31 protein-coding genes are annotated in these 26,305 nt (G+C 68.1%); 13 read left to right on the forward strand and 18 right to left on the reverse strand.

What is annotated here, in order from left to right; genetic code table 11:
* Positions 1-88 precede the first annotated feature (88 nt).
* The 6 genes from NHG85_RS16715 to miaB all read right to left on the reverse strand — a co-directional run bounded on the left by NHG85_RS16715 (position 89) and on the right by miaB (position 5,211).
* Positions 89-1,006 (reverse strand): CBS domain-containing protein, encoded by a 918-nt coding sequence (locus NHG85_RS16715; RefSeq protein ID WP_253334516.1) that lies wholly within the window; start codon positions 1,004-1,006, stop codon positions 89-91.
* Entirely contained in the window at positions 990-1,559 is a 570-nt protein-coding gene (ybeY, locus tag NHG85_RS16720; protein WP_253334522.1) for an rRNA maturation RNase YbeY, read from the reverse strand. The genes NHG85_RS16715 and ybeY overlap by 17 nt, the downstream gene beginning before the upstream one ends.
* Entirely contained in the window at positions 1,546-2,541 is a 996-nt protein-coding gene (locus tag NHG85_RS16725; RefSeq protein WP_256500507.1) for a PhoH family protein, read from the reverse strand. Before NHG85_RS16725 ends, ybeY begins: the two co-directional genes overlap by 14 nt.
* A 188-nt stretch (positions 2,542-2,729) precedes the next feature.
* Positions 2,730-3,029 carry a hypothetical protein gene (locus tag NHG85_RS16730; protein ID WP_253334524.1) on the reverse strand — a complete coding sequence of 100 codons (300 nt, stop codon included), beginning with the start codon at positions 3,027-3,029 and terminating at the stop codon, positions 2,730-2,732.
* A gap of 11 nt (positions 3,030-3,040) precedes the next feature.
* Positions 3,041-3,616: an OmpA family protein gene (locus NHG85_RS16735; RefSeq protein ID WP_253334526.1), complete on the reverse strand. Its 576-nt coding sequence runs from the start codon at positions 3,614-3,616 to the stop codon at positions 3,041-3,043.
* Positions 3,617-3,882: 266 nt separating this feature from the next.
* Complete coding sequence (miaB, locus tag NHG85_RS16740) at positions 3,883-5,211, reverse strand: tRNA (N6-isopentenyl adenosine(37)-C2)-methylthiotransferase MiaB (protein ID WP_253334528.1); 1,329 nt, start codon at positions 5,209-5,211, stop codon at positions 3,883-3,885.
* Positions 5,212-5,339: 128 nt separating this feature from the next.
* Between miaB and NHG85_RS16745 the strand changes: the two genes are divergently transcribed.
* Positions 5,340-6,254 (forward strand): hypothetical protein, encoded by a 915-nt coding sequence (locus NHG85_RS16745; RefSeq protein ID WP_253334530.1) that lies wholly within the window; start codon positions 5,340-5,342, stop codon positions 6,252-6,254.
* 4 nt (positions 6,255-6,258) lie between these two features.
* On the opposite strand, the gene NHG85_RS16750 is transcribed toward NHG85_RS16745, so the two are convergent.
* Entirely contained in the window at positions 6,259-6,759 is a 501-nt protein-coding gene (locus NHG85_RS16750) for a type III secretion system chaperone family protein (RefSeq protein ID WP_253334532.1), read from the reverse strand.
* A gap of 295 nt (positions 6,760-7,054) precedes the next feature.
* Between NHG85_RS16750 and NHG85_RS16755 the strand changes: the two genes are divergently transcribed.
* A complete protein-coding gene (locus tag NHG85_RS16755; protein WP_253334534.1) occupies positions 7,055-8,092 on the forward strand; it encodes a M42 family metallopeptidase in 1,038 nt (345 codons plus the stop codon).
* 57 nt (positions 8,093-8,149) lie between these two features.
* On the opposite strand, the gene NHG85_RS16760 is transcribed toward NHG85_RS16755, so the two are convergent.
* Positions 8,150-8,398 carry an accessory factor UbiK family protein gene (locus tag NHG85_RS16760; RefSeq protein ID WP_253334540.1) on the reverse strand — a complete coding sequence of 83 codons (249 nt, stop codon included), beginning with the start codon at positions 8,396-8,398 and terminating at the stop codon, positions 8,150-8,152.
* Between the two features lie 129 nt (positions 8,399-8,527).
* On the opposite strand from NHG85_RS16760, the gene lgt reads away from it, so the two are divergent.
* The 4 genes from lgt to NHG85_RS16780 all read left to right on the forward strand — a co-directional run bounded on the left by lgt (position 8,528) and on the right by NHG85_RS16780 (position 12,188).
* A complete protein-coding gene (gene lgt / locus NHG85_RS16765) occupies positions 8,528-9,421 on the forward strand; it encodes a prolipoprotein diacylglyceryl transferase (RefSeq protein WP_253334542.1) in 894 nt (297 codons plus the stop codon).
* Positions 9,418-10,479 carry a class I SAM-dependent methyltransferase gene (locus NHG85_RS16770; RefSeq protein ID WP_253334544.1) on the forward strand — a complete coding sequence of 354 codons (1,062 nt, stop codon included), beginning with the start codon at positions 9,418-9,420 and terminating at the stop codon, positions 10,477-10,479. The genes lgt and NHG85_RS16770 overlap by 4 nt, the downstream gene beginning before the upstream one ends.
* Entirely contained in the window at positions 10,476-11,243 is a 768-nt protein-coding gene (gene pgeF, locus NHG85_RS16775; protein WP_253334546.1) for a peptidoglycan editing factor PgeF, read from the forward strand. The genes NHG85_RS16770 and pgeF overlap by 4 nt, the downstream gene beginning before the upstream one ends.
* Positions 11,244-11,405: 162 nt before the next feature.
* Positions 11,406-12,188 carry a Hint domain-containing protein gene (locus NHG85_RS16780; protein ID WP_253334548.1) on the forward strand — a complete coding sequence of 261 codons (783 nt, stop codon included), beginning with the start codon at positions 11,406-11,408 and terminating at the stop codon, positions 12,186-12,188.
* Positions 12,189-12,201: 13 nt separating this feature from the next.
* On the opposite strand, the gene NHG85_RS16785 is transcribed toward NHG85_RS16780, so the two are convergent.
* Entirely contained in the window at positions 12,202-12,702 is a 501-nt protein-coding gene (locus NHG85_RS16785) for an Lrp/AsnC family transcriptional regulator (protein ID WP_253334550.1), read from the reverse strand.
* 196 nt (positions 12,703-12,898) lie between these two features.
* Here NHG85_RS16785 and trxB point away from each other — a divergent pair, with 196 nt between their 5' ends.
* The 4 genes from trxB (at position 12,899) to NHG85_RS16805 (ending at position 16,930) form a co-directional block, all read left to right on the forward strand.
* Complete coding sequence (trxB, locus tag NHG85_RS16790; protein WP_253334552.1) at positions 12,899-13,921, forward strand: thioredoxin-disulfide reductase; 1,023 nt, start codon at positions 12,899-12,901, stop codon at positions 13,919-13,921.
* Positions 13,922-14,080: 159 nt separating this feature from the next.
* Positions 14,081-14,518 (forward strand): hypothetical protein, encoded by a 438-nt coding sequence (locus NHG85_RS16795; RefSeq protein WP_253334553.1) that lies wholly within the window; start codon positions 14,081-14,083, stop codon positions 14,516-14,518.
* A gap of 62 nt (positions 14,519-14,580) precedes the next feature.
* Positions 14,581-16,284 carry a bifunctional sulfate adenylyltransferase/adenylylsulfate kinase gene (locus NHG85_RS16800; RefSeq protein WP_253334555.1) on the forward strand — a complete coding sequence of 568 codons (1,704 nt, stop codon included), beginning with the start codon at positions 14,581-14,583 and terminating at the stop codon, positions 16,282-16,284.
* A 121-nt stretch (positions 16,285-16,405) separates the two neighbouring features.
* Entirely contained in the window at positions 16,406-16,930 is a 525-nt protein-coding gene (locus NHG85_RS16805; RefSeq protein ID WP_253334557.1) for an inorganic diphosphatase, read from the forward strand.
* Positions 16,931-16,999: 69 nt separating this feature from the next.
* Here the strand turns inward: NHG85_RS16805 and NHG85_RS16810 are convergent, their stop codons facing one another.
* Entirely contained in the window at positions 17,000-17,236 is a 237-nt protein-coding gene (locus NHG85_RS16810; RefSeq protein WP_253334559.1) for a DUF1150 family protein, read from the reverse strand.
* On the reverse strand, positions 17,233-17,652 hold the full coding sequence (locus NHG85_RS16815; RefSeq protein WP_253334564.1) for an Hsp20 family protein: 420 nt from the start codon (positions 17,650-17,652) through the stop codon (positions 17,233-17,235). The genes NHG85_RS16810 and NHG85_RS16815 overlap by 4 nt, the downstream gene beginning before the upstream one ends.
* Positions 17,653-17,812: 160 nt before the next feature.
* Here NHG85_RS16815 and NHG85_RS16820 point away from each other — a divergent pair, with 160 nt between their 5' ends.
* The 3 genes from NHG85_RS16820 (at position 17,813) to NHG85_RS16830 (ending at position 19,655) form a co-directional block, all read left to right on the forward strand.
* Positions 17,813-18,031, forward strand: coding sequence for a YdcH family protein (locus NHG85_RS16820; protein ID WP_253334565.1), 219 nt, complete (start codon positions 17,813-17,815; stop codon positions 18,029-18,031).
* 72 nt (positions 18,032-18,103) lie between these two features.
* The gene (gene purE, locus NHG85_RS16825; RefSeq protein ID WP_253334566.1) at positions 18,104-18,589 is read left to right on the forward strand and encodes a 5-(carboxyamino)imidazole ribonucleotide mutase; all 486 of its coding nucleotides are present in this window, start codon (positions 18,104-18,106) and stop codon (positions 18,587-18,589) included.
* Positions 18,582-19,655 carry a 5-(carboxyamino)imidazole ribonucleotide synthase gene (locus NHG85_RS16830; protein ID WP_253334567.1) on the forward strand — a complete coding sequence of 358 codons (1,074 nt, stop codon included), beginning with the start codon at positions 18,582-18,584 and terminating at the stop codon, positions 19,653-19,655. The genes purE and NHG85_RS16830 overlap by 8 nt, the downstream gene beginning before the upstream one ends.
* Here NHG85_RS16830 and NHG85_RS16835 read toward each other — a convergent pair.
* The 7 genes from NHG85_RS16835 to NHG85_RS16865 form a co-directional block, all read right to left on the reverse strand.
* Complete coding sequence (locus tag NHG85_RS16835) at positions 19,652-20,506, reverse strand: NAD-dependent epimerase/dehydratase family protein (RefSeq protein ID WP_253334569.1); 855 nt, start codon at positions 20,504-20,506, stop codon at positions 19,652-19,654. The genes NHG85_RS16830 and NHG85_RS16835 overlap by 4 nt on opposite strands.
* Complete coding sequence (locus NHG85_RS16840; RefSeq protein WP_253334570.1) at positions 20,503-21,336, reverse strand: glycosyltransferase; 834 nt, start codon at positions 21,334-21,336, stop codon at positions 20,503-20,505. The genes NHG85_RS16835 and NHG85_RS16840 overlap by 4 nt, the downstream gene beginning before the upstream one ends.
* Complete coding sequence (locus NHG85_RS16845; RefSeq protein ID WP_253334578.1) at positions 21,333-22,553, reverse strand: NAD-dependent epimerase/dehydratase family protein; 1,221 nt, start codon at positions 22,551-22,553, stop codon at positions 21,333-21,335. The genes NHG85_RS16840 and NHG85_RS16845 overlap by 4 nt, the downstream gene beginning before the upstream one ends.
* Before the next feature lie 158 nt (positions 22,554-22,711).
* A complete protein-coding gene (locus tag NHG85_RS16850) occupies positions 22,712-23,770 on the reverse strand; it encodes a branched-chain amino acid ABC transporter permease (RefSeq protein ID WP_253334579.1) in 1,059 nt (352 codons plus the stop codon).
* A complete protein-coding gene (locus tag NHG85_RS16855) occupies positions 23,767-24,810 on the reverse strand; it encodes a branched-chain amino acid ABC transporter permease (protein WP_253334581.1) in 1,044 nt (347 codons plus the stop codon). The genes NHG85_RS16850 and NHG85_RS16855 overlap by 4 nt, the downstream gene beginning before the upstream one ends.
* Complete coding sequence (locus NHG85_RS16860; protein WP_253334583.1) at positions 24,807-25,529, reverse strand: ABC transporter ATP-binding protein; 723 nt, start codon at positions 25,527-25,529, stop codon at positions 24,807-24,809. The genes NHG85_RS16855 and NHG85_RS16860 overlap by 4 nt, the downstream gene beginning before the upstream one ends.
* Positions 25,522-26,286 carry an ABC transporter ATP-binding protein gene (locus NHG85_RS16865; protein WP_253334585.1) on the reverse strand — a complete coding sequence of 255 codons (765 nt, stop codon included), beginning with the start codon at positions 26,284-26,286 and terminating at the stop codon, positions 25,522-25,524. Before NHG85_RS16865 ends, NHG85_RS16860 begins: the two co-directional genes overlap by 8 nt.
* Positions 26,287-26,305: the final 19 nt, after the last annotated feature.

Raw genomic sequence — 26,305 nt, forward strand, 5'->3', positions numbered from 1 at the left:
GAGCCCGGCCAAGGCGGCGCGCGGCCAGGGCCGGGCCACGCGCCGCCAGGCGGCGGGCCGCACCCGCAGCAGGCTCGCGGTCATGGCTTCAGGCGTCCCGGCTCTCGGGCAGGCGGATGCGCAGCCGCTTGATCCGGCGCGGATCGGCATCGACCACCTCGAACTCGATCCCGGCCGGATGCTCGATCACCTCCCCGCGCGCCGGCACATGGCCCGCCAGCATGGAGACGAGGCCGCCGAGGCTGTCGATCTCTTCCTCGTCGATCTCCTCATGCGCGGTCAGGTCCTGCCCGATCGCTCGCTCGAAGGTTTCGAGCGGCGTGCGCGCCAGCGCCAGCCAGACGCCGGGCTTTTCGCGCAGGAAGCTCTGCGCCTCGTCGATATCGTGTTCGTCCTCGATCTCGCCCACCACGGTCTCGATCAGATCCTCGATGGTAACGAGGCCGTCGGTGCCGCCATATTCGTCGATGACCAGCGCCATGTGGATCCGCTCGGTCTGCATCTTCTGCAAGAGCACGCCCAGCGGCATCGAAGGCGGCACGTAAAGCAGCGACCGCAGCATGTCGCGCAGGCTGAAATCGGGCCTCTCGGGCACGAAGCAGTACTTGAGCGCGAAATCCTTGAGGTTCACCAGTCCGATCGGCGTGTCGAGCGTGCCGTCGAACACCGGAATCCGGGTCAGCCCGCTCTCGCGGAACACATTGATCAGCTCATCCAGCGGGATGGTGACCGGCACGGCCGTGATATCGGCCTTGGGCACCATCACGTCCTCCACGCGCATGCGCCGCAGGTTCAGCATGCCCGGAACGGGCAGCACCTGCGCAAAGCTGCGAGAAGCCTCGACCGGCGGCAATTCGGTCTCGGGGGGATTGAGAACCCCGATGATGCGGCTGAAGAAACCGCGCCCTATGCCGTCCTCGGCGGTGGTGCTACTTGGCCCCTCGGAGCCATCTCCATCGGCGTCGCGGGTGGTCCCCGCCTCGGCCGTATCAAACGCGTCGCCCATCGTCTCCTTCCGGTGCTGCTGTCGCTTCCGTGGCATATGGGTCCGCGACCCCCATCTTGCCAAGTATTTCCGTCTCGGACCCTTCCATCAAGGCCGCGTCCGGGTCGGTTTCGTGGTCATAGCCCAGCAAATGCAGGGTGCCGTGCACCAGCAGATGCGTCACGTGATCGGCGGTTGTCCGCCCGCCGTCCTGCGCCTCGCGCGTGCAGGTCTCCCATGCGATGGCGATATCGCCCAGCTCGGTCGGCCCCATGGGATCGCGCCGGGGGGCTTTGGGCCGGTCGCCGGGGCGCGCCGCGCCGCGCTCTTCGGAGGGCCAGCTCAGCACGTTGGTGGGCTTGGGCTTGCCGCGGAAATCGGCGTTGAGATCGGCGATCCGCGCGTCAGAGCAGCCCAGCAGACTGATCTCGAACGCCGCCGGGTCGAGCCCGAGCCCCTCGAGCGCCGCCGCGCAGGCGGCCTCGGCCAGGGCCTCAAGACCGACCTTCTCCCAGCGATGATCCTCGATCAGGCAATCGACCAGCGGTGGCCGGGCGGGCCTACGCTGCGCCATCGGCTTCGTAGGCGTCGATGATCGCCGCGACCAGCGGGTGGCGCACCACGTCGCGGGAGGTGAAGTAGCTGAAGCTGATCTTGGGGATGTTCTTCAGGAGCCGCTCGGCATCGTGCAGCCCCGAGGTGACGCCGCGCGGCAGGTCGACCTGGCTGCGGTCACCGGTCACCACCATGCGGCTGCCCTCGCCCAGACGGGTGAGGAACATCTTCATCTGCATCGTCGTCGCGTTCTGCGCCTCGTCGAGCACCACGAAGGCCCGGGAGAGCGTGCGGCCGCGCATGAAGGCCAGGGGCGCGATTTCGATCACCTTCTCCTCCATCATCTTGGCGGCCTGCTTGCCCGGCAGGAAATCGTTCAGCGCGTCGTAGAGCGGCTGCATGTAGGGGTCGACCTTCTCCTTCATGTCGCCGGGCAGATAGCCGAGCTTCTCGCCCGCCTCGACCGCGGGACGGCTCAGGATGATCTTGTCGACATGGCCTTGCAGGAACATCGACACGCCCACCGCAACGGCAAGATAGGTCTTGCCGGTGCCGGCGGGGCCGATGCCGAAGCACAGCTCGTTGTCGAACAGCGCGCGCACGTAGTCCTTCTGCGCCTCGGTGCGCGGCTCGACGAGCTTGCGGCGGGTCTTGATCTCTAGACGCTCGGCTGCGGGGTCGGACTTGAACAGGTCGATCTGGTCGGTGCTGGCCGCGGGCTGCGTCTCGATCGCGCCCATGCGCAGCTCGCGGTCCACGTCGCCCGGCTCGACCGCGCGGCCCGCTTCGAGCCGCGCATAGAGCGCCTGCAGCACCCGGGCCGCATCCGACACGGAGTCTTCGTCGCCGATCACCGAGAGCCTGTTGCCGCGGCGCAGAATCTGCACGCCGAGACGCTCCTCGATGGCCGCAATATGGCGATCATGTTCGCCGCAAAGATCTATCAACAGGAAATTGTTGGGAAACTCGAGGACTGTCTCGGTCGGGGTGGCGATGGACAAGCAGGACTCCTCATGCCGAATGGCGCCTATGCAGCAAGGCAATGGTCGCAATTCGCGGGCGCGCGCGCAAGCGGCTGCCGACGGATCGCCCTGCAAAACGCATCAGCCACGCCTCGGTTGCGCCGGCCGGGACGCGAAAGGGCCGCGCCTTGCGGCACAGCCCCCCTGCGTCTCATCATGCGATCGGCCTAGAGCAGGTCCGGGATCGGCGAGCCCGACTTGAACGGCCCCACCGCCGCATTGGGCTGGGCCACGCCCGAGCAGACCGGCAGCCCGTCCGGCGTCAGCCGCTCGCTCAGATAGCCTTCGACGCCGTCGTCGATGATCCAGTGGTCGCAGCCGTCGGGGTCGACCCAGATCCCGGCCACCATGGTCGAGACGTCATGCGCGTTGATGCCGCGGTCGAACGACTTGTCGGCACCGACCGGCGTGCAGGCCGCGGCCGAGCCGATGAGGCCGAGGATCGCGAAGCTTTTCAGGACAGTCATGATCTCGCTCCTCAGCGCAGGCAGTAGATTTCGACGCGGCGGTTGAGCTGCATGCCCGCCGCCGTCGCGTTCGAGGCCTTGGGCTGGCGTTCGCCGAAACCGCGCACGTCGACCACGCGCGCCCCCATCCCCTGCGCGACCTGCGCCACGGCGCGAGCGCGGTTGTTGGACAAGGTGATGTTGTATTCGTCGCTGGCGCGGCTGTCGGTGTGCCCGTAGATCAGGAAGCCGAAGGCATTGGCCTCGCTGAAGAACCGGCGCAGCCGCTCGCGGCCGGCGGCGGAGATGTGGTAGCGATCAGTGGCAAAGAGCGTGTCGGTGGGCACGACGCCGCAGATCTCGGATCGGTGACAGACCGGGCGGCCATCGCGCATCCGGCGCGGCCCCATGAAGCCCTCAGCCCCGTCGTCCATCGCCCAATGTTCGCAGCCATCGGGATCGATCCAGATGCCGGGGTTGTAGCGCTCTGCGGGGACGGTGCGGGTGTCTTGTGCGAACGCCGGCGCGCCCAATGCTCCCAGCGCCAGCCCGACCGCCACGATCCCCCCGGCCGCGGCGCGCAACTTCGCCTTGATGAATGAAGCCACTTGTACTGATCCTTTTCGATACCGTCGGCAAAATTGCTCGCCGTCGGCAAAAGGGCGAGCCTGATCGTCACAGTGTTAATGCCGATCATGGCCATGGGAAGGCCTTGGCAAGATTTTGCCGAGCCGGACCGATACAGTGGCGCCTCATACTCCCGATTGTTGTCACGCTGACGTCAAGAACATGGCCCCGGGCGACCACGCGACGCAGCTTTGCCCGACTTTCGCCGAACTTCGCCAGAATCCCTCGGCCGCGTCGGGCCGACGGATCAGCCGGTCAGAACGCCCGAGAGCGAGTTCGGCCCCGAGGCGGTGATCCGCACGCGCGCGATCTCGCCGCGCATCGTCTCGGGCGCCTGCGCATGCACCGCGAAGAGATGCTCGGACTTGCCGACCATCTGGCCGGCCATGCGACCGGGTTTTTCGAACAATACGGTGGTCTCGCGGCCGACCATGGCCTCCTGAGCCGCGCGCTGCTGCTCGCCCAAAAGCGCCTGAAGCCGCTGCAGCCGCGCGTCCATCGCCTCGGGCGGCACCTGCACCTTGCGCTCGGCGGCAGGCGTGCCGGGGCGGGGCGAATACTTGAACGAGAAGGCCGAGCCGTAGCGGACCTCGCGCACCAGATCCATCGTCGCCTCGAAATCCTCATCGGTCTCGCCGGGGAAGCCGACGATGAAATCCGAGGTCAGCAGGATGTCGGGCCGCGCCGCGCGGATCCGCTCGATCAGCCGGAGATACTGCTCGGCGGTATGCTTGCGGTTCATCGCCTTGAGGATGCGATCCGAGCCCGACTGCACCGGCAGGTGCAGATAGGGCATCAGCTTGGCCTCATGCCCATGCGCCGCGATCAGCGCCTCGTCCATGTCGTTGGGATGCGATGTGGTGTAGCGGATGCGCTCCAGCCCGTCGATCTGCGCAAGCTGGCCCACCAGCGCCGCGAGGCCACCCTCGGCCCCGTTCAGATCGCCGTGCCAAGCATTGACGTTCTGGCCCAGAAGCGTGATCTCGCGCACGCCCGCCTCCACCAGCCCGCGCGCCTCCGTGACGATCCGCTCGGCCGGACGGCTGACCTCGGCCCCGCGCGTGTAGGGCACGACGCAGAAGGCGCAGAACTTGTCGCAGCCCTCCTGCACGGTCAGGAAAGCCGTCGGCCCGCGCTTGGCCTTGGGGCGCGATTTCAGCGCCTCGAACTTGTCGTCCTCGGGAAAATCGGTGTCGACGGCACGGTTGCCCTGCCCCACCGCGCGCTCCATGGCGGGCAGGCGATGGTAGCTCTGCGGGCCGACCACCAGGTCGACGAGCGGCATCCGGTTGAGGATCTCCTCGCCCTCGGCCTGGGCCACGCAACCGGCCACGCCGATCTTCAGATCGGGCTTGGCATCCTTCAGGGGCCGCAGGCGCCCGAGATCGGAATAGACCTTCTCGGCCGCCTTCTCACGGATGTGGCAGGTGTTGAGCAGCACCATGTCGGCGTCGTCCGCCGTCTGGGTGGTGACATAGCCCGACGCGCCCAGCGCCTCGGCCATCCGCTCGCTGTCATAGACGTTCATCTGACAGCCGTAGGTCTTGATGAAGAGCTTCTTGGGCGCCTGGGTCATCACCGCCATCCCTTTGCGTGATCAGGCGCGTGGTCTAGGCCAAAGGCACCGCTCTTGCAATGCGCGGCCCGCTGGGCAATGCCTTTGGGCGGCCGGGGGCCAAGGGCCCGGGCCGACAAGGAGGCGCGATGATCCACGACAGCCTTGAGCATTTCCTCGCGGCCCTGCGTGCCGAGCGCCGCGTTTTCGGGCGCAAAAGGGCGCCGGGCGCCGGCCGGACCGCCGCCACCTCCGGGCCGATGGCGCTCATCGTGGTCGAGGACGCGGCCGAGATCGAGACCACGCTGCGCCACCATCTCGCGCTGGGCTTCGCGCGGGTGGCCGCCTTCGCCCCGCCCGACCTGCCCCGCCCCGCGCTGTCAGACCCCCGGCTCGACTGGGTCCGCGCCGAGACCCGCACGCCCTCCGCCGGGTCCGACATCGTCAACACCGTGATCGGGGCCGTCCCGGCGGGGCAATGGCTGTACTACTGCTACAACGCGGAATACCTGTATTTCCCCTTCAGCGAGGATCGCGGCATCACCGAGTTCTGCGCCTTTCTCGCAGAGGAACGGCGCGACACGGCCTCTTGCGTCACCGTCGATCTCTATGTCAGGGATTTGACCCTCCATCCCGACGGGCTATCGCGCGACGAGGCGCATTTCGACCGGCTGGGCTACTTCGCCCACGGGCGGCGCGATGCGCAGGGCCGCTCGCTCGACCGGCAGCTGGACATCTTCGGCGGGCTGCGCTGGCGCTTCGAGGAGCACGTGCCGCCAGAGCGACGCCAGATCGTGCGGGTGGCGCTGTTTCGCGCGGCCCGGGGGCTCACGCTCGGCGAGGACCACCGTTTCGACCGCGCCGCGTACAACGAGCTGCAATGCCCCTGGCACCGTTCGCCCACGGCGGCCATCTGCTCGTTTCGCGCCGCCAAGGCGCTGCGTCGCAACCCCGCCTCGCGCGACGTGATCGCCAGCTTCGACTGGGCCGGAGCCACGCCCTTCGAATGGCGCGCCCGGCAGCTTCTGGAACTGGGGCTTATGGAGCCCGGCCAGTGGTTCTAAGGGCTCAGGCCCGCCCGTAGGCCTCGGCAATGGCGATCTGCATCGCCGCCTCCGGGGCCCGATGCGCCCAGGAGACCAGCTGGAACGCCGGGTAGAACCGCTCGCAGGCGTTGAAGGCGGCATGGATCATCGTGTCGACCTGCTCGGAACCCGCGATCTGCCCGCCCGAGAGGACCAGCCCGTAGCGGTAGGCCATCATCCCCTGATCGCCCCACCAGCTGAACCCGCCGGCCCAGCAGCAATCGTTGATACGGTTGATCAGATCGAGGATCTGCGGCATGCGCGGTTCGGGCGGCTCCATCTCGAACATGCAGGCCAGGCGCAACGTCTCGTCGGCGGGCTGCCAGGCGAGCGTTACCGCATAGTCGCGCCACTGGCCTTTGAGCGTCATGGCGATCTGGTCCTCGGCGACCCGCTCGACCGCCCATTCGTGCAGGTCCGCGACCTGCTCGACCAGGTCGATCGGGTGGATCTCGTCGTCGAGATAGGACTCTGACAATGCCATGAACGGCCTCTTTCGCTTGCGGGTGACGGGTGCGGCGCATCCGCCCGGGCCATGGTGACGGAGGTGCTTCCGTCTCGCTTGTCCCGGGTGTATATGGTGAGTCTTGTCCGAGTCGCTGTAAAGCCGTTTCTTGGGGATAATTGCCCCGATTCGTTCGATTCGGGAATCACCTCTGACATTTCCTGTGGATAACCGAATCGGCTGATCGCGTTCTTCGGTCCCGCAGTTGCCGTCGCGGGGCCATTGCACTTGCCCGCGCGCCGGGCCAGCCTTCGCGCCAAAAGCGGAGAGCCTCATGAACACCGACCTACTCAAGCGCCTGTGCGAAACCCCCGGCGTGCCGGGCCACGAACACCGGGTGCGCGACCTCATCGCCGCCGAGATCGGCGGGCTGTTCGACCATGTGGAAACCGACCCTATGGGCAGCCTGCACTGCCGGCGCGACGCCGCGACCGAGGGCGCGCCCAAGATCATGCTGCTGTGCCACATGGACGAGATCGGCTTTCTCGTCAGCCATATCGATGAGAAGGGCTTTTTGTGGCTGCAGCCCGTCGGTGGCTTCGACCCGCGCAACCTGTTCTCGCGCCGTGTTCTCATCTGCACCGATGAGGGCGATCTCAAGGGGGTGATGAACCCCGGCGGCAAGCCCTTGCACATCTCCAAGCCCGAGGATCGCAAGAAGGTGCCCGACGTGGGCGAGTTTTTCGTCGACACAGGTCTCGGCAAGGCGGCCGCCGAGAAGGTCAGGATCGGCGACATGGTGGTGATGGACGAGCCTTTCCTCGAGATGGGCGACAAGCTCGTCTCCAAGGCGCTCGACAACCGCGTCGCCTGCTGGCTTGGCATCGAGGCGATCCGCCAGCTCGCCGACAAGGGCCGCGGCGCCGAGATCCACGTGGTCTTCACCACTCAAGAGGAAGTCGGGCTGCGCGGCGCGAAGACGGCCGCCTACAAGGTGCGCCCCGACATCGGCATTGGCGTCGACACGACGCTGGCCTGCGACACGCCCGGTGTGCCCGAAAAGGACCGCACCACCAAGCAGGGCGACGGCTTCGGCCTGCACGTGCGCGACGGCAGCTTCATCTCCGACCGCGATCTCGTGGTGGATATCGAGAAGCTGGCAAAAGAACGGGGCATTCCCTGCCAGCGCACGCTTCTGGCCGCGGGCGGGCAGGACGGGGCCGCAGCACAGCAGGCGGCGGCAGGCGCGCGCGCCGTCGGCATCGTGGTGGGCACCCGCTACATCCACACCGTGACCGAGATGGTCGACCGCGGCGATCTCGAAGCCGCGCGCGACATTCTGAGCGCCTATCTCGAAGGCTTCGAAGCCTGACACGCGAAGGGGCGGCCCGCGGGGCCGCCCCTTTCACATCCGCCGAGGACACCGGCCTCAGTTCGACGTCTTGGTCTCCAGCGCCGCGATCCGCGCCTTCAGGGCTTCGTTCTCCTCGCGCGCCTTCTGGGCCATGGCGCGCACCGCGTCGAACTCCTCGCGCGTCACGAAATCGCGCTCCGCGAGCCAGCGGTCGAGCATCGACTTCATGGCGTTGTTGGCCTCGTCCTTCGCACCCTGCGCCACGCCCATCGCGTTGGTCATCAGCTGCGACAGGTCGTCGAAGATCTTGTTTTTCGATTGCATGGCGGGTCTCCGCTGTTTCGGGCTGGACCCTATATGGGCGGTCGGGGCGGTCACGACAAGGCGAGGCTCCGCCCGCCGCGCGGGGCCGTGGATTGACAATCCGCCGGGCGCCGCCGCAGGTATCGCGCCATGAATGGCATCCCCTTCCCCGAGATCTCGCCCGAGATCTTCTCGATCTCGCTCGGCGGGTTCGAATTCGCGCTGCGCTGGTACGCGCTGGCCTATATCGTCGGCATCATCGCGGGCTGGCGGATCTCCGTCGCGGCGCTGAAGCGCCCCGGCCTGTGGCCGCGCGATCGTCCGGCCATGACCCCGCCCGAGCTCGAGAACCTGCTGAGCTGGATCATCCTCGGCATCATCGGCGGCGGGCGGCTGGGCTATACGCTGATCTACCAGCCGGGCTACTACCTGTCGCACCCGTGGGAGATCCCCTTCCTGTGGCAGGGCGGCATGTCGTTCCACGGCGGCTTCATCGGCGTGATCCTCGCGATCGTGATCTTCGCGCGCCGCCACAAGCTGCCTCTGGGGGGCGTGGCCGACACCATCGCGCTCGCCACGCCCCCCGCGATCCTGCTCGGGCGGCTGGCCAATTTCATCAATGGCGAGCTCTGGGGCCGACCGACCGACCTGCCCTGGGGCGTGATCTTTCCCGGCGCCGCCGCGCAGGACTGCGCGGGCGTGGTGGGGCTATGCGCGCGCCACCCCTCGCAGCTCTACGAGGCGGGGATCGAGGGGCTGTTCCTTCTGGTGCTGTTCGTGCTGATGGCCTTCCGTTGGGGCGCGCTGAAGCGGCCTTGGCTGCTCTCGGGCGCCTTCTTTCTCGTCTACGGGATCGGGCGCTTTCTCGTGGAGTTCGTCCGCCAGCCCGACGCACAGTTCGTCAGCCCCGGCAATCCGCTCGGCCTCGCGTTGCATGTCGACGGCTGGGGTCTGACCATGGGGCAGATCCTGTCGCTGCCGATGATCCTCGCCGGGATCGCCGTGATCGCCCATGCCCGCCGCCGCCGCATGGCCCCGGCATGACCGCGCTGAAGGAGATCCTGCTGCGGCGCATCGCGGCCACCGGGCCGATCAGCATCGCCGAATACATGACCGAATGCCTGCTGCACCCCAAGCACGGCTATTACACCACCCGCGACCCGCTCGGCGCGCAGGGCGATTTCACCACCGCCCCCGAGATCAGCCAGATGTTCGGCGAGTTGATGGGCCTTGCGCTGGCGCAGGCCTGGCTCGACCAGGGCGCGCCCGCCCCCTTCGTGCTCGCCGAGCCGGGGCCGGGGCGCGGCACGCTGATGGCCGACATGCTGCGCGCCACCGCCCGGGTGCCCGGGTTCCACGATGCGCTGCGCCTGCACCTGATCGAAGCCTCTCCCGCCTTGCGCGCCGCGCAGGCCGAGCGCCTGCCACGGGCCACGTGGCACGACCGTCTCGATCAGATCCCCGGCGATCTGCCGCTCTTTCTCGTGGCCAACGAGTTCTTCGACGCGCTGCCGATCCGCCAGTTCGTCCGCGAGGGCACGGGCTGGCGCGAGCGGGTGGTGGGGCGCGAGGGCGAGGCGCTGGTCTTCGGCCTGACCGCACCCGTGCCGCTGGCCGAACTCGAGCACCGGCTGGAAGACACGGTCGATGGCGACATGGTCGAGACCTCCCCCGCCCTGCCCGCGCTGGTGGGCGAAATCGGCGCGCGCATCGCCGCCAATGGCGGTGCGGCGCTGATCATTGATTACGGTGGGCGCGGGGCGACGGGAGACAGCTTCCAGGCGGTGCGCGGCCACGAGAAGGTCGGCCCCCTGGATACGCCGGGGCAGGCCGACCTGACGGCGCATGTGGATTTCGCCGCCCTCGCCCGCGCCGCCGCTCCTGCCGCCTGCGCCGGGCCGGTGCCGCAGGGCGTGTTTCTCGAACGGCTCGGCATCACCGCGCGAGCGCAGGCGCTGGCCGCGCGGCTGGAGGGCGCGGCACGCGATGCCCATGTCTGTGCGCATCGGCGCTTGACCCACCCGGCGGAAATGGGCGACCTGTTCAAGGTAGCCGCACTTCATCCGTGCAACCTGCCGCCGCCACCCGGAACCGAGACGTGAACGCAGCCACACCGCTCGACATCATAACCTCCGACAGCCTCGCGCCGCTGTGCCATGGCTTCTTCGGCCGCGCGGGCGGGGCCTCCTCGGGCGTCTTCGCCGGGCTCAACTGCGGGCCGGGCAGCTCGGACCAGCACGAGGCGGTGCGCATCAACCGCGGCAAGGTCGCGCAGGCCATGAGCGTCGCGCCCGAGGCGCTGCTCGGCCTGCACCAGGTCCATTCGGCCGATGTCGTCACCGTCGACGCCCCCCTTGCCGACAAGCCGCGCGCCGACGCGCTGGTCACCGCCACGCCCGGCCTCGCGCTCACCATCCTCACCGCCGACTGCCAGCCCGTGCTCTTCGCCGACCGCGAGGCGCAGGTGATCGGCGCGGCCCATGCCGGGTGGAAGGGCGCGCTGGCGGGCGTGCTCGAGGCGACGATCGATGTCATGGTGGCGCAGGGTGCCGAACGCGGCCGGATCCGGGCGGTGATCGGCCCTTCCATCAGCCAGCGCTGCTACGAGGTCGGCCCGGAGCTGCTCGATGCCTTCATGGCCGAGGACCCCGAGGCGGCGCGGCATTTCGCGCAAGGCAAAGGCGACCGGCTGCTGTTCGACCTGCCTGGCTTCGGCCTCGCCCGCCTGCGCGCGGCCGGGATCGCCTCGGCCGAATGGACGCGGCATTGCACCTATTCGGACCCCGGGCGTTTCTTCAGCTATCGTCGCGCCACCCATGCGCGCGAGGCGGATTACGGACGGCTGATCGCGGCAATCCGCCTTTGAGCCTTCAGCGCGAGGCGTTCCGCCGCCCCGCTGAAACGGATCGTTTCGGATCAATGCTTTGACACTCGCTCTCCGCAACTCCATCTTGGCATCTGTAATCCATCATCTTCGGGTGTTGTCGGTGGGGGCCGACAGCCGATGTGACGACCGAAAGGTGATCGCATGGCCATGCCCCTGCTGCCCCAGACCGTCTCGGCACGCGCCGGCGCGACGCTTCCCACGCTCGTCGAAGAGACATCTCCGAGGCCGTTTCACGGCCTGATGCGGCGCATCGAAATCCTCACGCTCTGCCCGAACCGCCCCGGCGACATCGTCGAGACGGCGCGTCGGGTGCCGGCGCTTCCGATCTTCGAGGAAGCCGTCGCCGCCTTTGCCCGCGGCGCGCAGATCCCGACCGAGCGTGGCCTTGTCGCGGTCGAGGACCTGCTTCCCGGCGACCGGGTCAAGACCGTCGACCGGGGCTTTCGCACGTTGCTGTGGCGCGGCGCGACGACGTTGGTGGCGGGGGTGGAGGGCCAGACCCCCGAGATGGGGCGGCTGACGCGCATTTCGGCCGATGCGCTGGGCATCGCCCGACCGATGCATGACCTCGTGCTCGGCCCCATGGCGCAGCTGGTCCGCCACGGCGCCGCGATCGAGCGGCTCACCGGGCACCGCGCCGCCGCGCTCCCCGCCCGCGATCTCATCGACGGCATGGGCGTGGCCGAGCTGACGCCGCCCTCTGCCGTGGCCGTGTACCATCTCGGCTTCGAGCGTCACGAACGCCTGCTCGCCAATGGCGTCGAGATCGCGAGCTACCACCCCTGCCCGACGCGGCTCGCCCGGCTCGCGCCGGAGCAGCGCGGATTGTTCCTGTCGTGCTTTCCACATTTGGAGCGGATCGAGGATTTCGGCCCGCCCGCCCTGCCGCGGGTGCGGCTCGCCGAGCTCGACATGGTCGCCTGAGCGGATCTGCCGCTCAGGCCTTGCGCGCCAGCCGCGCTTCCAGCACGTCGAAGGGCACGCCCGGCTCGGCCTTGGCGTTGCGGATGACCAGCGATGTCTTGACGCTCGCCACGTTGGGCGCGGCCGTCAGCTCGCTGGTCAGGAAGGACTGGAAGCTGCGCAGGTCGGGCGCCACGCATTTGAGGATGAAATCCACCTCGCCGTTGAGCATGTGGCACTCGCGCACGAGCGGCCAGCCGCCGCAACGCGCCTCGAAGGCCGACAGCTCGGCCTCCGACTGGCTCACCAGCCGCACCATGACGAAGACGGACACGTCGAACCCAAGCTCGCGCGGGTCCACGTCGGCATGGTAGCCACGGATGTAGCCCTGCTCCTCGAGCGTGCGCACCCGCCGCAGGCAGGGCGGCGCGGAAATGCCGACGCGGCGCGCCAGCTCCACATTGGTCATCCGACCATCGGCCTGCAGCTCGGCCAGGATCATCCTGTCGATCTCGTCGAGTTTCGCCCCGGGCATCATCGTCTCCGTGAATGTTGCGTCCGACCTAGGCACTTTGCACCGCAAGAGCAAGAATATTGCGAACATGCGCAACATTGTGACCTGGCCCGTGACGTTGCTGCCGCGGCGCTTTCGCACCGCGCCCACCGGGGGTTTGCACCGACAGGGACAGTGGCTATATGCAGCCGACTTCAGGCTTGCAAGGGGATGTCCCATGACCACGCGCCGCGACACCAGGGTTCTCATCATCGGTTCGGGGCCGGCGGGCTATACCGCCGCGGTCTATGCCAGCCGCGCGATGCTCGAGCCGATCCTCGTGCAGGGACTCGAGCCGGGCGGCCAGCTCACCACCACCACCGATGTAGAGAACTGGCCCGGCGATGCGACCGTGCAGGGCCCCGACCTGATGGTGCGGATGGAGGGCCATGCCCGCGAGATGGGCGCCGAGGTGATCACCGACATCATCACCGATCTCGACCTGTCGAAGCGCCCCTTCGTCGCCAAGGGCGACAGCGGCACCGAATACGTGGCCGAGGCGGTGATCCTCGCCACCGGCGCGCGCGCCAAGTGGCTCGGCATGGAAAGCGAAGAGGTCTTCAAGGGCTTCGGCGTCTCGGCCTGCGCGACCTGCGACGGCTTTTTCTATCGCGGCCAGGAGATCGTCGTGGTCGGCGGCGGCAACACCGCGGTCGAAGAGGCTCTGTTTCTGACCAACTTCGCCTCCAAGGTCACGCTGATCCACCGTCGCGACGAGCTGCGCGCCGAGATGGTGCTGCAAAAGCGCCTGTTCGAGCATCCCAAGGTCGAGACGCTGTGGCACCACGAGATCGAGGAGGTCGTGGGCGACGACACTCCCAAGGGCGTCACCGGCGTGCGCGCCCGCCACGTGCAGACCGGCGAGATCACCGAGATCCCGGCCAAGGGCGTGTTCATCGCCATCGGCCACGCGCCCGCCTCGGAGCTGGTCAAGGACCAGCTCGAGACCCATCACGGCGGCTACGTGAAGGTCGAGCCGGGCACCACCCGCACCTCGATCCCCGGCGTCTTTGCCGCAGGCGACCTGACCGATCACATCTACCGCCAGGCGGTGACCAGCGCGGGCATGGGCTGCATGGCGGCGCTGGATGCGGAGAAGTTCCTTGCCGAGCACGGCAATGCGGCCGAGGTCGCGGGCCATTCCAAGGACGAGACGCTGCCGCTGGGCTACGGCGCGCCCGAGACCGCCGACGCCAAGTGACGCTGGGGGCGGCGCATGTCCGCCCCTTTACGGGCCGGCTCTGGCGCATCTGCGCCAAAGGAGCCGACCCGCTCGCCCTCGCAGGCTCGCCCATGGGTCGCTTTCACCATGACGGGCAGCCCGCGCTTTATGCCTCGCTGAGCCCCCGAGGGCGCGGGCGTGGCGCTGGCCTCATACCTGACCCCGAACGACCCTGCGCGGTGGATCTGGCCTCTGCATCTCGCGGCACCGGGCCTGGCCGATCTGCGCGATCCCTCGATCTGCGCGGCGCTGGGTGTCGATCCCCGGAATCTCGTCTCGCGCTGGACCGAGGCGCGGGCCAAAGGCCGCGCGGTTTGCAGCTGGGAGGTGTCCGACCGGATGCGAGCCAAGGGGTTGAACGGTTTTCTTTACCCCTCCCGCAAATCGCCCGAGCATGGCCATGTGACCCTGTTCGGGACGACGCGACTGCGCAAGGCAGGGCCACCGCGCCGATGGAGTCCCCCCGCGCCTGATTGCCAGGCGAAGCGTTCGCTGTCGCAGACCCGGCATGCCTGTCTGTTCCCCGAGGCCCGCCTTCGGCGGAAAACGGTCCGTTTTGCAGGTCACGCCACTTGAATAGTGGTTCCGGCGCGGTCTAGGAGCGGCATCAGTCCCCCGGCCCCTGGAGAATTGTTTTGATGGCCTCGAACCTCGCCCCGATCCCCGAACTCTATGTGTCATACGAGTCCGCCCAAAAGCTCAAGGTCGAGGCTGGCAACCTCGTGTCGCACGACCTGACCCCGCGCCAGATCTGCGATCTGGAGCTGTTGATGAACGGCGGCTTCAACCCGCTCAAGGGCTTCCTCACCGAGGAGGACTACGACAGCGTCGTCGAGACCATGCGCACCAAGGACGGCGCGCTCTGGCCGATGCCGGTCACGCTCGACGTCTCCGAAGAGTTCGCCGCTAAGGTCGAGCTCGGTCAGGACATCGCCCTGCGCGATCAGGAGGGCGTGATCCTCGCCACCATGACGGTCACCGACAAGTGGGAGCCCAACAAGTCGCGCGAGGCCGAGAAGGTCTTTGGCGCCGACGATTCCGCGCACCCTGCGGTGAACTACCTGCACAACCACGCCGGCAAGATCTATCTCGGCGGCCCGGTCACCGGCATCCAGCAGCCGGTGCATTACGATTTCCGCGCCCGCCGCGACACGCCCAACGAGCTGCGCGCCTATTTCCGCAAGATGGGCTGGCGCAAGATCGTCGCCTTCCAGACGCGCAACCCGCTGCACCGCGCGCACCAGGAGCTGACCTTCCGCGCCGCCAAGGAGGCCCAGGCCAACCTGCTGATCCACCCCGTCGTCGGCATGACCAAGCCGGGCGATGTCGATCACTTCACCCGCGTGCGTTGCTACGAGGCGGTGCTCGACAAGTACCCCTCCTCGACCACGCATCTGTCGCTCTTGAACCTCGCCATGCGCATGGGCGGCCCGCGCGAGGCGCTGTGGCACGCGATCATCCGCAAGAACCACGGGCTGACCCATTTCATCGTCGGCCGCGACCATGCCGGCCCAGGCAACAACAGCCAGGGCGAGGATTTCTACGGCCCCTATGACGCCCAGGACCTGGTGCGCCAGCACCAGGAAGAGGTCGGCATCGAGATGGTCGACTTCAAGCACATGGTCTATGTGCAGGAGAAGGCGCAGTACTACCCGATCGACGAGGTGCCCGAGAACTCCACCGTTCTCAACATCTCCGGCACCGAGCTGCGCCGCCGCCTTGCCGAAGGGCTCGAGATCCCCGAGTGGTTCTCCTTCCCCGAGGTGGTCAAGGAGCTGCGCCGCACCAAGCCGCCGCGTGCCAAGCAGGGCTTCACCGTGTTCTTCACCGGATTCTCCGGCTCGGGCAAATCGACCATCGCCAACGCGCTGATGGTCAAGCTGATGGAGATGGGCGGCCGCCCCGTCACGCTGCTCGACGGTGACATCGTACGCAAGAATCTCAGCTCCGAGCTGGGCTTCTCCAAGGAGCACCGCGATCTCAACATCCGCCGCATCGGCTATGTCGCATCCGAGATCACCAAGAACGGCGGCATCGCCATCTGCGCGCCGATCGCGCCCTATGCCACGACGCGCCGTGCCGTGCGCGAGGATGTCGAAAACTTCGGCGCCTTCATCGAGGTGCATGTCGCCACCTCGATCGAGGAATGCGAGAGGCGCGACCGCAAGGGGCTCTACAAGCTCGCACGCGAGGGCAAGATCAAGGAGTTCACCGGCATTTCGGACCCCTACGATGTCCCCGAGACGCCTGAGCTGCGGGTCGAGACCGAGGGCACCGATGTCGACAACTGCGCGCATCAGGTGATCCTGAAGCTCGAGCAGATGGGGCTGATCGCGGGCTGATCCCTGCCTCACCGATCCTGCAAGGCGCGCCTTCGGGCGCGCCTTTTTCGTATGCGCCGCACCGTCAGAAGGAACCCGAAGGGCAATCCGGGGGCTTCACTGGATCTAAAGGGAGCGCATCATGTTCAACACCGCCCTGGCCTCCGCCAGCCCCAGAACGCGCGACGGCGCGGTCAACGTCTTCGTGGAAACGCCGAAAGGCAGCCATCACAAGTATGACATGGACGACAGCGGCCTGTTTCGCATCGCCATCGAACTGCCGGAGGGACAGAGCTTCCCCTTCAGCTTCGGCTTCGTGCCCAACACCCGCGCCGAGGACGGCGACGCGCTCGACGTGGTGCTCGTGACGGCGGGCACGGTGCCGGCCGGCGCGCTGATCGAATCACGCCTGATCGGTGTGCTGAAGATGCAGAACGACGAGGGTGGACAGATGGCGCGCAACGACCGCGTCGTGGCGGTCGCCAACATGTCGCGGATCTTCTCGAGCGTCGACACGCTGTCGGACATGCGCGACGGCTTCGCGTGGGATATCGAGCTGTTCTTTCGCAGCTACAACCAGATGATCGAACGGCCCTTCGAGGTGATCGGCCGCGGCGAGAAGGACGAGGCCTACCGCATGTTGGAGGCCGCCGAGAGCGCATCGTGACCGGCCCCGGGCTCGGGTCGTCCCGAAGGGCCCGAGAGGGGGCGCCTCTTGCAGCGCCCCCTGCCCGGCTCAGTGCAGCGTCACGGGCTGCATGTCGTGCTGGCGCGCCAGGGTGAAGGCGAGGCCACGGTCGGCCACGAGGGCGAGCTGCTGGCCATCGCTGTCATGCACGGCAAAGAGCACCTCGAGACCGTCGGCCTGCTCGCGCACTTCCTCGGGAAGATCGGCCACGCAGACCGGCTTGACGTAGACGAGCCGGCTTTCGTCGTCTTCGGAGAGCTTGTGGTGGCGGAATTGCGTGTTCATTTTCCACTCCTCTTGATGCGGATCGTCTGCACGACGCTGTCGGCGGGCTGACGGGACAGGTCGATGTGCAACAGGCCGTTCTCCATCACCGCGCCGCTCACCTCCACGCCATCGGCGAGCACGAAGCTGCGCTGGAACTGGCGCGCGGCGATGCCGCGATGCAGGAACACCCGCTCCTCGGCGGCGTCGGACTGGCGTCCGCGCACCACGAGCTGGCTGTCCTCGACCGTGATCGACAGGTCGGCCTCGGCAAAGCCGGCCACGGCGAGCGTGATCCGGTAGGAGCGATCCGAGGTCTGCTCGATATTATAGGGTGGATATCCGTCTCCCGACGCCTTCGCGGTGCGTTCGACCAGCCTTTCGAGCTGTTCGAACCCCAGAAGGAAGGGGTGCGTCCCCAAAGTGAGCTTTGTCATGCGACATGTCCTCTTGCCCAAGCGACCGTCCGTCAGCGGCCCCGGCAATCGGCAGCCGCCTGACCCTCAATATGGGAGGCGGAATTCCGCCTTGCAAGTGCCGGGGCTAGGCGGCGCCGGGTGCAACTTCTATGATGGCCAAAAGACATGGGGCAGCTGCATGAACAACTCGGCGAAGATGGATGAGGACGAGGTGCTGCGCGTGGAGCTCGAGGTGCTTCGGCGCGAGCATCGCGATCTCGACGAGGCGATCGAGGCGCTCGAGCAGCGCGGCGGCGCCGACATGCTGCAGCTGCGCCGGCTCAAGAAGCAAAAGCTGATGCTGAAAGACAAGATCGCCCGGATCGAGGACCGCATCTTTCCCGACATCATCGCCTGAGCGCGCGATCCGCTTGCCGTCGCGTCCCGCCCCGGTGTACCCCCGCCCCAACGGCAGCGAAGGGAGCGGCGGATGGGCGCGAAGATCGGCATCATCATGGGCAGCCAGTCGGACTGGGCGACGATGCGCGAGGCCGCGCAGATGCTCGACGAGCTGGGCGTGGAATACGAGACCAGGATCGTCTCGGCGCACCGCACCCCCGACCGGCTGTGGGACTATGGCAAGACGGCCGTGGAGCGCGGCCTTCAGGTCATCATCGCCGGCGCCGGCGGGGCCGCGCATCTGCCGGGCATGATGGCGTCGAAGACGCGGGTGCCGGTGATCGGCGTGCCGGTGCAGACACGCGCGCTCTCGGGCGTCGACTCGCTCTATTCGATCCTGCAGATGCCGCGCGGCTTTCCGGTCGCCACCATGGCGATCGGCGCGCCGGGGGCGGCCAATGCCGGGCTGATGGCGGCAGGCATTCTCGCGCTGAACGATCCCGCCCTCGCGCAGCGTCTCGACGACTGGCGCGCGGCGCTCTCCGCCTCCATCCCCGAGGAGCCGACCGATGACTGACGCGCTCGCCTCCGGTTCGACCATCGGCATCCTGGGCGGCGGCCAGCTTGGCCGGATGCTCGCCGTCGCGGCATCGCGCCTCGGGCTGCGCTGCCACGTCTATGACCCCGCCCCCGACGGCCCCGCCGCCGAGGTCTGCGCCGCCGCGACCTGCGCCGCATGGGATGACGAGGCGGCGCTGCGCGCCTTCGCAAGCGCGGTCGACGTCGTCACCTACGAGTTCGAGAACGTGCCCGCGGCCTCACTCGACCTGATCGAGGCCATCGTGCCGATCCGCCCGGGCCGCCGCGCGCTGGCCGTGAGTCAGGATCGGATCGACGAGAAGGACTTCCTGCGCGATCTCGGCCTTGCCACCGCCCCCTACGCCACGGTCGACGATGCGGCCTCGCTCGAAGCCGCGCTGGAGCGGATCGGCGCGCCCGCGATCCTCAAGACCCGCCGCTTCGGCTATGACGGCAAGGGGCAGGCGCGGATCATGGTCCAGGGCGATGCCGCCGCGGCGCTCGCCGGGATGAACGGTGCCCCTGCCATCCTCGAAGGCTTCGTGGAGTTCTCCCACGAGGTCAGCGTGATCGGCGCGCGCGGGCTCGACGGCGCGGTCGCCTGCTTCGATCCGGGCGAGAACCGGCACGAGGACGGCATCCTGCGCGAGACCACCGTGCCCGCGCGGCTGACGGCCTCCCAGCGCACCGACGCGGTGCTGCTCGCCGCCCGGATCCTGACCGCGCTCGACTATGTCGGCGTGATGGGGGTGGAGCTCTTCGTCACGGCCTCCGGCCTCGTGGTCAACGAGATCGCGCCGCGCGTCCATAACTCCGGCCACTGGACGCAGAACGGCTGCCTGATCGACCAGTTCGAGCAGCACATCCGCGCCGTGGCGGGCTGGCCCTTGGGCGACGGGGCGCGGCATTCCGACGTGACGATGGAGAACCTGATCGGCGACGATGTCGACCGCATCCCGCAGATCGCCGCCACGCAGTCGGCGCTGCATCTCTATGGCAAGGCCGAGGCCCGGCCGGGCCGCAAGATGGGCCATGTCAACCGGCTCACCGGCCCGGCCCGCTAGAGCATCTCGCGCAGCGCCGGGTCGAGCCCCTCTTCCCCGCGCGGGCGCCACCCCAGCGCCCGCAGCCTGTCGCAGCGCATGGCGCTGACCCGGGCGGCATCGGCGCGCCCGGGCAACGCGCCGCCCTGCCCCGTGATCCGGGCCACGCGCGCCAGCAGGTCGCGCCGGTCGAGCGTGATGTCCGAGGCGTTAAAACTGCGCCGCGCGAGCGCCGCTTCGGGCCCCTCCAACAACAAAACTACCGCCGCGGCCAGATCCTCGCCATGCAGCTCGGTGCCCACGCGCGGCGCGACCCGCTCGCCTGCGGCGAAGGCATCGAACAGCCCCTGCCACTTGTGCGCCTGCCCCGGCGCAGGCGGGCCGTAAATGCCAGTCGCGCGCAGGCTCGCCGTGGCGAAGCCCGGCCCCGACAGCGCCGAAAGCCGCTGCTCCACCGCCCATTTCATCTCGCCGTAAAGCGTGTCGGGGCGCGGGGCGAGGTCCTCGGTCAGCACCGTGCCGGGCGGGTAGTCGCCATAGACTGCGCGGCTCGACAGGAAGACCGCGCGGGACAGCCCGGCGCGGCGGGCCTCCTCGAAGAGCCTGAGCGAGCCGTCGCGGTTCGCCGCGATGAATCCTTCCGGGTCGTCCCCTTCGCCGCCGCGATAGCGCCCGGGCACATGGGCGAAGCCCGCATGCACCAGCGCCTCGCAGCCCGAAAGCGGCGCCGCCCGACCCAGCGCCCATGGTCGATGCTCGCACCCCGCGAGGGGCGTCCGACCGAGCGCCACCATCTCGTGGCCGCGCGCGGTGAGACCCGCGAGCAGGAACCGCCCGACCAGCCCCGAGGCCCCGGTCAGCGCGACCCTCATGCCGGGTCCGGCAGGTCGCCTAGATCGGGGACCGGTCCCTCGCCCGCGTAAGCGTGCCATAGCTCGATCAAGGGCTTCAACCGGTCGACCTTCGCATGGTCCTGCCACGGCTTTTCATACTGGAAATGCAGCACCTTGATCTGCTCCCAGCTCCAAAGCTCCGGAAGGTTGAACCAGACATATTGCAGCATGTTGAAGGTCACCGGCAGGCCATGCCAATCGGGGAAGACATCCTGCAGGAAGGTCTGGTCGGTGCGCCGCCAGAAGGCGCCGGGCGCATTGAGGCGTTCCAGCATCGCCCGATAGGTTTCCGGGTCGGGCCGCGCGGTGAAGACGCCAGAATTCATCCGGTGGAAATCGGCGAGGCTCTCGTAGACGTTGGGCGCGGCGCAGAACTCGGGATAGTCGAAGAGGCTGTCGATGTTGCGCAGCACCAACGTGTCGGCATCGAGGAACACCACGCGCTCGTAATCGAGCTGCCACAGCTTCAGCTTCGCGAAATTGTCCAAGGGCGTGTGAAATGCAGGCTTCTCGCCCTTGGTGAAGGGGGCGGCGCCATGCAACGCCTCGCGCGCATGGGCGGCGTTGAAGGCGTCGCTCGTCGGCAAGAGTTCGGTCGCCACCAGCCGCGCGCCGCGCGTGCGCAGCGGCGCAAGATCGGCCTCCCCCACCCCGCCCGTATGCAGCACGACGAGATCGGCCGTCGTCCCGCTCAGCCGCAGCGACCGCAACAGCGCCCTGGCCCCCAGCGCGAAATCGGCGTTGGTGACCAGCGTGACATAGGCCCGGCGGCTCTGCGCCGGGCTCTCCGCTCTCAGCCCCTCGTTCACGAGACGGTGCGCAGCGCCCGGCCCTCGGGATCGCGCTCGACCCGCGCGCCGAGATCGCGAGTCCAGGCGGAGACGGCCGGCACGCGGCTGCGGTCGATGCGGTGCGCGTATTTCCTGGCCACCTCGACCACCTCGTCCAAAAGCCCCTCCTGCAGGGTGATCGGATCGAGACCCAGCTTCAGGAACTGCTCGTTCCTCACCACGAGGTCGTTCTCCTCGGCCTCCTTGCGCGGGTTGGGCAGGAAGGCGATCTCGGCCCCGGTCTTCTTCGCCACCAGCTCGGCCAGATCGCGCACGCGGTGCGTCTCGGTCATCTGGTTGAAGATGCGCACCCGCTCGCCCGATTTCGGCGCCTCATTCAGCGCCAGCTCGATGCAGCGCACCGAGTCCTGGATATGGATGAAGGCGCGCGTCTGCCCGCCGGTGCCATGCACGGTGAGCGGATGGCCGATCGCGGCCTGAATGAGAAAGCGGTTCAGCACCGTGCCGTAATCGCCGTCATAGTCGAACCGGTTGATCAGCTGCTCGTGGCGGCGGGTCTGGTCGGTATGGGTGCCCCAGACGATGCCTTGATGCAGATCGGTGATCCGAAGGCCGTCGTTCTGGGCATAGAACTGGAACAGGATCTGATCGAGGCTCTTGGTCATGTGATAGACCGAGCCGGGCTTGGTCGGATAGAGGATCTCCTGTTGCGCCTTCTCGCCCGTGAGCGTCTCGACCTCGACGTCGAGATAGCCCTCCGGAATCGCCGCACCGACGGAGGAGTAGCCATAGACCCCCATCGTCCCGAGATGCAGCAGATGCGCGTCGATCCCGGTCTCGACCAGTGCCGCGAGCAGGTTGTGCGTCGCGTTGGTGTTGTTGTTGACGGTGTAGACCTTGTGGCGGTCGGACTTCATCGAATAGGGCGCGGCGCGCTGCTCGGCGAAGTGGATGACCGCGTCGGGCTTTTCCTCGGCCAGCCATGATTTCAGTCGCTCGTATTCCTTGGCCAGATCGATCAGGTGGAAGTTCAGCCGCCGCCCCGTCACCTCGTGCCAGATGCGGCAGCGCTCCTGGATCGAATCCATCGGCGTCAGCGACTGCACGCCAAGCTCGGTATCGATCCAGCGGCGGCTGAGGTTGTCGAGGATATGGATCTCATGGCCCTGCTCGGACAGGTGCAGGCAGGTCGGCCAGCCGACGAAACCGTCGCCGCCGAGAATCGCGATCTTCATGTAATGCCCCCTATGGTTCATGGCCCGGACCCTGACAGGCCCATGCGACAGGACGACGACGCCCCGCGCCCCTCCGGGGCGACGATGCTCTGCCCCTCCGGGGCGGCATCATGCATGGCCCGGGCTAAAGCGCCAGCCCGCCTCGGCGGGGTTTCGCCTTACCGCGCAGCGCGTGCCCTGAGCCGGCCGACGATGCCGGTGGGAAAGAAATAGACCGAGAGGATGAACAGCACCCCGAGCCACAAGAGCCAGCGATCCGGATCGAGCAGCCGCGACAGGATCGGCATCGCCTCGCTCGCCCCCGCGGCATAGCCCATGAGGCCCTGCAGGTAGGATTGCGCCAGCACCATCAGCACCGCGCCGATCGCGGCCCCCCAGATCGTGCCCATGCCGCCGATCACCACCATCAGCAGGATGTCGAGCATGATCTCGAAGCTCAGCGTCGTGCCGGGGCCGACGTAGCGTAGCCAGATCGCCCAGAGGCTGCCCGCCAGTGCCGCGAAGCCCGCTGAAAGGCAGGTCGCGGTGACGCGGTAGCGCACCACGCGGTAGCCGATCGCCTCGGCGCGGAAGTCGTTCTCGCGGATCGCCTGCAGCACCCGCCCGAAGGGCGAATTGACGATCCTCAGCATCACGAGGAACAGAACCAGCGCGACGCAGAAGACGAGGTAGTAATTCAGGATCTTGCCCGTGACGGTGACGCCCGCGATCTCCAGATCAAGCCGCATCGCGGGGCCCAAGGCGCGCGGGATCTGGTAGACGAGGCCGTCCTCGCCGCCGGTGAGGGCGCTGAGCTGGCTCACCAGCACGGTGACGGCCGAGGCCACCGCGAGGGTGATCATGGCGAAGAAGATCGCCCGCACGCGCAGCGAGAACAGCCCGATCACCAGCGCCAGCGCCACCGCCGCCGCCAGCCCCGCCAGAGTGCCCGCCCCCAGCGCCGGGAAGCCGCGCCCTATATGTGTCGAGGCCAGCGCCACGCCGTAGGCCCCGAGCCCGAAGAACATGGTATGTGCGAAGCTGACGATGCCGGTGTAGCCCAAGAGCAGGTCATAGCTCGCCGCGAGCACGATGAAGACGCAGATCCGCGCCGCCGTCTCGAGCGCCCGCACGCCCGGAAACAGGAACGGCGCGAAAGCGAGGCCGAGACCGATCGCGATGAGGATCAGCGCGAGGATCCTCGAGCGCGGCCCGTCGCCGGAGAACAGCTGTATCATTTCGCCCTCACCACCGGCAGCATCCCCTCGGGTCGCCACATCAGGATCACCGTCATCAGGCCGATGTTGGACACCAGCGCCAGCTTGGGCGCGAGGAAGGCGACGTAGTTCTGCAACAGCCCGACCATGAGCGCGCCGATGAAGGCCCCTTCGACCGAGCCCAACCCGCCGATGATGACGACAATGAAGACGAGGATCATCATCTGTTCGCCCATGCCCGCGGTGATCACCTCCTGATACAGCCCCCACATCACGCCGCCCAAGCCCGCCAGCGCCGAGCCCGCGACGAAGGTGCCGATGAAGACCAGCCTGAGCCGGTAGCCCAGCGCCTCGACCATCTCGCCGTTCTGCACGCCCGCGCGCACGATGAGCCCGATGCGCGTGCGCCGCAGCACCAGCCGCATCGCCACGAACAGCACGAGGCCGACCGCCACGGCGAGCAGCCGGTAGGTCTCGATCGCGGCGCCGAGGAACAGCGTCGCGCCCTTGAGCATCTCGGGCCGCGTGAGAAAGATCTCGTCCGGCCCCCAGACCACGTGGATCATCTGCTCGATCACGATCAGCCCGCCGACGGTGACGAGGATCTGCCGCAGATGCGCGCCGTAGACCGGGCGCACCAGCACCCGCTCGAAGCCCCAGCCCAGCGCGCCGGTCGCGGCCATCGCCGCCATGACGGCGGCCAGCACCGCCGCCATGTTGAGACCTAGAGAAGCGGCGCCGGTCCAGTCGCCAAGCGCCGCCAGCACCGAAATGCCGACGAAGGCCCCCACCGAGATGAAGGCGCCGTGGCCGAAGTTGATGACGTCCATCAGGCCGAACACCAGCGTCAGGCCGGAGGCCATGATGAAGATCATCATCCCCATGGCCAGCCCCGAGACCGTCAGCGTCAGCCATGTCGGCACGGAGCCGATCAGCGCAAAGCCGAGGAGGACCAGCACCGGCACCAGCAGAAACGGCGCGGCGCGTGCCAACCGGTCGCGCGGCGACAGCGCCGCGATGGTCGGCCGGTGCGCGGGCGCGGCTTCGCTCTGCACGCTCATGCCCCCTCCACGCTCAGCCCCATCAGCCGCTCCTGCAGCGCCGCGTCATTCGCAAGCTCGGCCATCGCACCGGTCCAGATCACCCGGCCACCCTCCATCACCGCCGCCCTGTCGCCCAGCGCGCGCGCCACGGCGAAATTCTGTTCGACCAGCAGCATCGAGGCGCCCTCGGCCTTCAACTCGCGCAGAGCCTGCGCCATGGTCGAGACGATTGCGGGCGCAAGACCCTTGGTCGGCTCGTCGATGAGATAGAGCCTGCGCTCCTCGGCCATGGCCCGCGCGATCGACAGCATCTGCTTCTGCCCGCCCGACAGCGTGCCCGCGGGCGCGCGCCAGAAGGCGGCGAGCGGCGGGAAGGCCGCGAAGATCCGGTCGCGGCGTGCGGGGGCGAGCGGGCCCGAGACGGCGGCGAGGGTCATGTTCTCCTCGACCGTGAGATCCGAGAAGATGCCCATGTCCTCAGGCACAAAGCCCACGCCCATACGCGCGATGGCAGGGGTCGGTACTTTGGCGATGTCTTGCCCGTCGAACAGCACCCGCCCGGCCTTCGCGCGCCAATGCCCCATGATCGTGCGCAGCGTCGTGGTCTTGCCCACACCGTTGCGCCCCAGAAGCATCGTCACCTCGCCGCGCGGCACCTCGAGATCGACGCCCGACAGGATGTGATAGCGGCCAATGTCGGTCTGCACGCCATCGAGCCTCAGCATCGGTTCAGCCATGATCCAGCTCCCGGCCCATGTAGGCCTCCTGCACCACCGCCGAGGCCATGACCTCCGCGGGCGGCCCGTCGGCGGCGAGCGCGCCGTTGTGCAGCACGATGATCCGGTCGGCGAGGCTGCGGATCACGTCCATCTTGTGCTCGACCAGAAGGATCGTGCGGTCGGCCCGCGCCTTCAGCCCGGCGATGAGATCGAGCACCACCGGCGCCTCGTCGATCGACATGCCCGCCGTCGGCTCGTCGAACATGTAGACCAGCGGGTCGAGCGCGATCAGCAGCGCCACCTCCAGCTTGCGCTGGTTGCCGTGGCTGAGCTCCGAGACCGGCTGCGCGGCGAAGGGCTCCAGCCGCACCTGCGAGAGGATCGCCTCGGCCTCGCGCGCAACCTCGCGGTCCGCGCCCGCCAGCCGCAGCAGTGAGGTGCCCCGTCCGCGCTTGGCCTGCACCACGAGCCGCAGGTTCTCGAACACCGACAAGCCCGGAAACAGGTTGGTCAGCTGGAAGGCGCGGCCGATCCCCAGGCGGCAGCGCTCCGAGACGCCTCTGCGGGTGATGTCGCGCCCCTCGAGCCTTACCTTACCGGCACTGGCGGCGATCTGGCCCGAGATCAGGTTGAAATAGGTGGTCTTGCCCGCGCCGTTCGGCCCGACGATGGCCGTAAGTTCGCCCGCGCGAAAGCCGCAGGTGACGGCATCGACCGCGACATGGCCGCCGAAGCGAACGGAGAGATCCTTGGTGTCCAGAAGCGTGTCGGTCATGGTGTCCCCCGCGGTTGCG

The organism is Limimaricola litoreus (genome assembly GCF_024159025.1).
In the GTDB taxonomy this organism is placed as follows: Bacteria; Pseudomonadota; Alphaproteobacteria; order Rhodobacterales; family Rhodobacteraceae; genus Limimaricola; species Limimaricola litoreus.

What these genes read in the sequence shown, in the direction of transcription:
- NHG85_RS16715 (WP_253334516.1), bottom strand. Translation starts at nt 1,006, where the DNA reads ATGGGCGACGCGTTTGATACGGCCGAGGCGGGGACCACCCGCGACGCC.
- ybeY (WP_253334522.1), bottom strand. Translation starts at nt 1,559, where the DNA reads ATGGCGCAGCGTAGGCCCGCCCGGCCACCGCTGGTCGATTGCCTGATC.
- NHG85_RS16730 (WP_253334524.1), bottom strand. Translation starts at nt 3,029, where the DNA reads ATGACTGTCCTGAAAAGCTTCGCGATCCTCGGCCTCATCGGCTCGGCC.
- miaB (WP_253334528.1), bottom strand. Translation starts at nt 5,211, where the DNA reads ATGACCCAGGCGCCCAAGAAGCTCTTCATCAAGACCTACGGCTGTCAG.
- NHG85_RS16745 (WP_253334530.1), top strand. Translation starts at nt 5,340, where the DNA reads ATGATCCACGACAGCCTTGAGCATTTCCTCGCGGCCCTGCGTGCCGAG.
- NHG85_RS16750 (WP_253334532.1), bottom strand. Translation starts at nt 6,759, where the DNA reads ATGGCATTGTCAGAGTCCTATCTCGACGACGAGATCCACCCGATCGAC.
- NHG85_RS16755 (WP_253334534.1), top strand. Translation starts at nt 7,055, where the DNA reads ATGAACACCGACCTACTCAAGCGCCTGTGCGAAACCCCCGGCGTGCCG.
- NHG85_RS16760 (WP_253334540.1), bottom strand. Translation starts at nt 8,398, where the DNA reads ATGCAATCGAAAAACAAGATCTTCGACGACCTGTCGCAGCTGATGACC.
- lgt (WP_253334542.1), top strand. Translation starts at nt 8,528, where the DNA reads ATGAATGGCATCCCCTTCCCCGAGATCTCGCCCGAGATCTTCTCGATC.
- NHG85_RS16770 (WP_253334544.1), top strand. Translation starts at nt 9,418, where the DNA reads ATGACCGCGCTGAAGGAGATCCTGCTGCGGCGCATCGCGGCCACCGGG.
- NHG85_RS16780 (WP_253334548.1), top strand. Translation starts at nt 11,406, where the DNA reads ATGGCCATGCCCCTGCTGCCCCAGACCGTCTCGGCACGCGCCGGCGCG.
- NHG85_RS16785 (WP_253334550.1), bottom strand. Translation starts at nt 12,702, where the DNA reads ATGCCCGGGGCGAAACTCGACGAGATCGACAGGATGATCCTGGCCGAG.
- trxB (WP_253334552.1), top strand. Translation starts at nt 12,899, where the DNA reads ATGACCACGCGCCGCGACACCAGGGTTCTCATCATCGGTTCGGGGCCG.
- NHG85_RS16800 (WP_253334555.1), top strand. Translation starts at nt 14,581, where the DNA reads ATGGCCTCGAACCTCGCCCCGATCCCCGAACTCTATGTGTCATACGAG.
- NHG85_RS16805 (WP_253334557.1), top strand. Translation starts at nt 16,406, where the DNA reads ATGTTCAACACCGCCCTGGCCTCCGCCAGCCCCAGAACGCGCGACGGC.
- NHG85_RS16810 (WP_253334559.1), bottom strand. Translation starts at nt 17,236, where the DNA reads ATGAACACGCAATTCCGCCACCACAAGCTCTCCGAAGACGACGAAAGC.
- NHG85_RS16815 (WP_253334564.1), bottom strand. Translation starts at nt 17,652, where the DNA reads ATGACAAAGCTCACTTTGGGGACGCACCCCTTCCTTCTGGGGTTCGAA.
- NHG85_RS16820 (WP_253334565.1), top strand. Translation starts at nt 17,813, where the DNA reads ATGAACAACTCGGCGAAGATGGATGAGGACGAGGTGCTGCGCGTGGAG.
- purE (WP_253334566.1), top strand. Translation starts at nt 18,104, where the DNA reads ATGGGCGCGAAGATCGGCATCATCATGGGCAGCCAGTCGGACTGGGCG.
- NHG85_RS16830 (WP_253334567.1), top strand. Translation starts at nt 18,582, where the DNA reads ATGACTGACGCGCTCGCCTCCGGTTCGACCATCGGCATCCTGGGCGGC.
- NHG85_RS16835 (WP_253334569.1), bottom strand. Translation starts at nt 20,506, where the DNA reads ATGAGGGTCGCGCTGACCGGGGCCTCGGGGCTGGTCGGGCGGTTCCTG.
- NHG85_RS16845 (WP_253334578.1), bottom strand. Translation starts at nt 22,553, where the DNA reads ATGAAGATCGCGATTCTCGGCGGCGACGGTTTCGTCGGCTGGCCGACC.
- NHG85_RS16850 (WP_253334579.1), bottom strand. Translation starts at nt 23,770, where the DNA reads ATGATACAGCTGTTCTCCGGCGACGGGCCGCGCTCGAGGATCCTCGCG.
- NHG85_RS16855 (WP_253334581.1), bottom strand. Translation starts at nt 24,810, where the DNA reads ATGAGCGTGCAGAGCGAAGCCGCGCCCGCGCACCGGCCGACCATCGCG.
- NHG85_RS16860 (WP_253334583.1), bottom strand. Translation starts at nt 25,529, where the DNA reads ATGGCTGAACCGATGCTGAGGCTCGATGGCGTGCAGACCGACATTGGC.
- NHG85_RS16865 (WP_253334585.1), bottom strand. Translation starts at nt 26,286, where the DNA reads ATGACCGACACGCTTCTGGACACCAAGGATCTCTCCGTTCGCTTCGGC.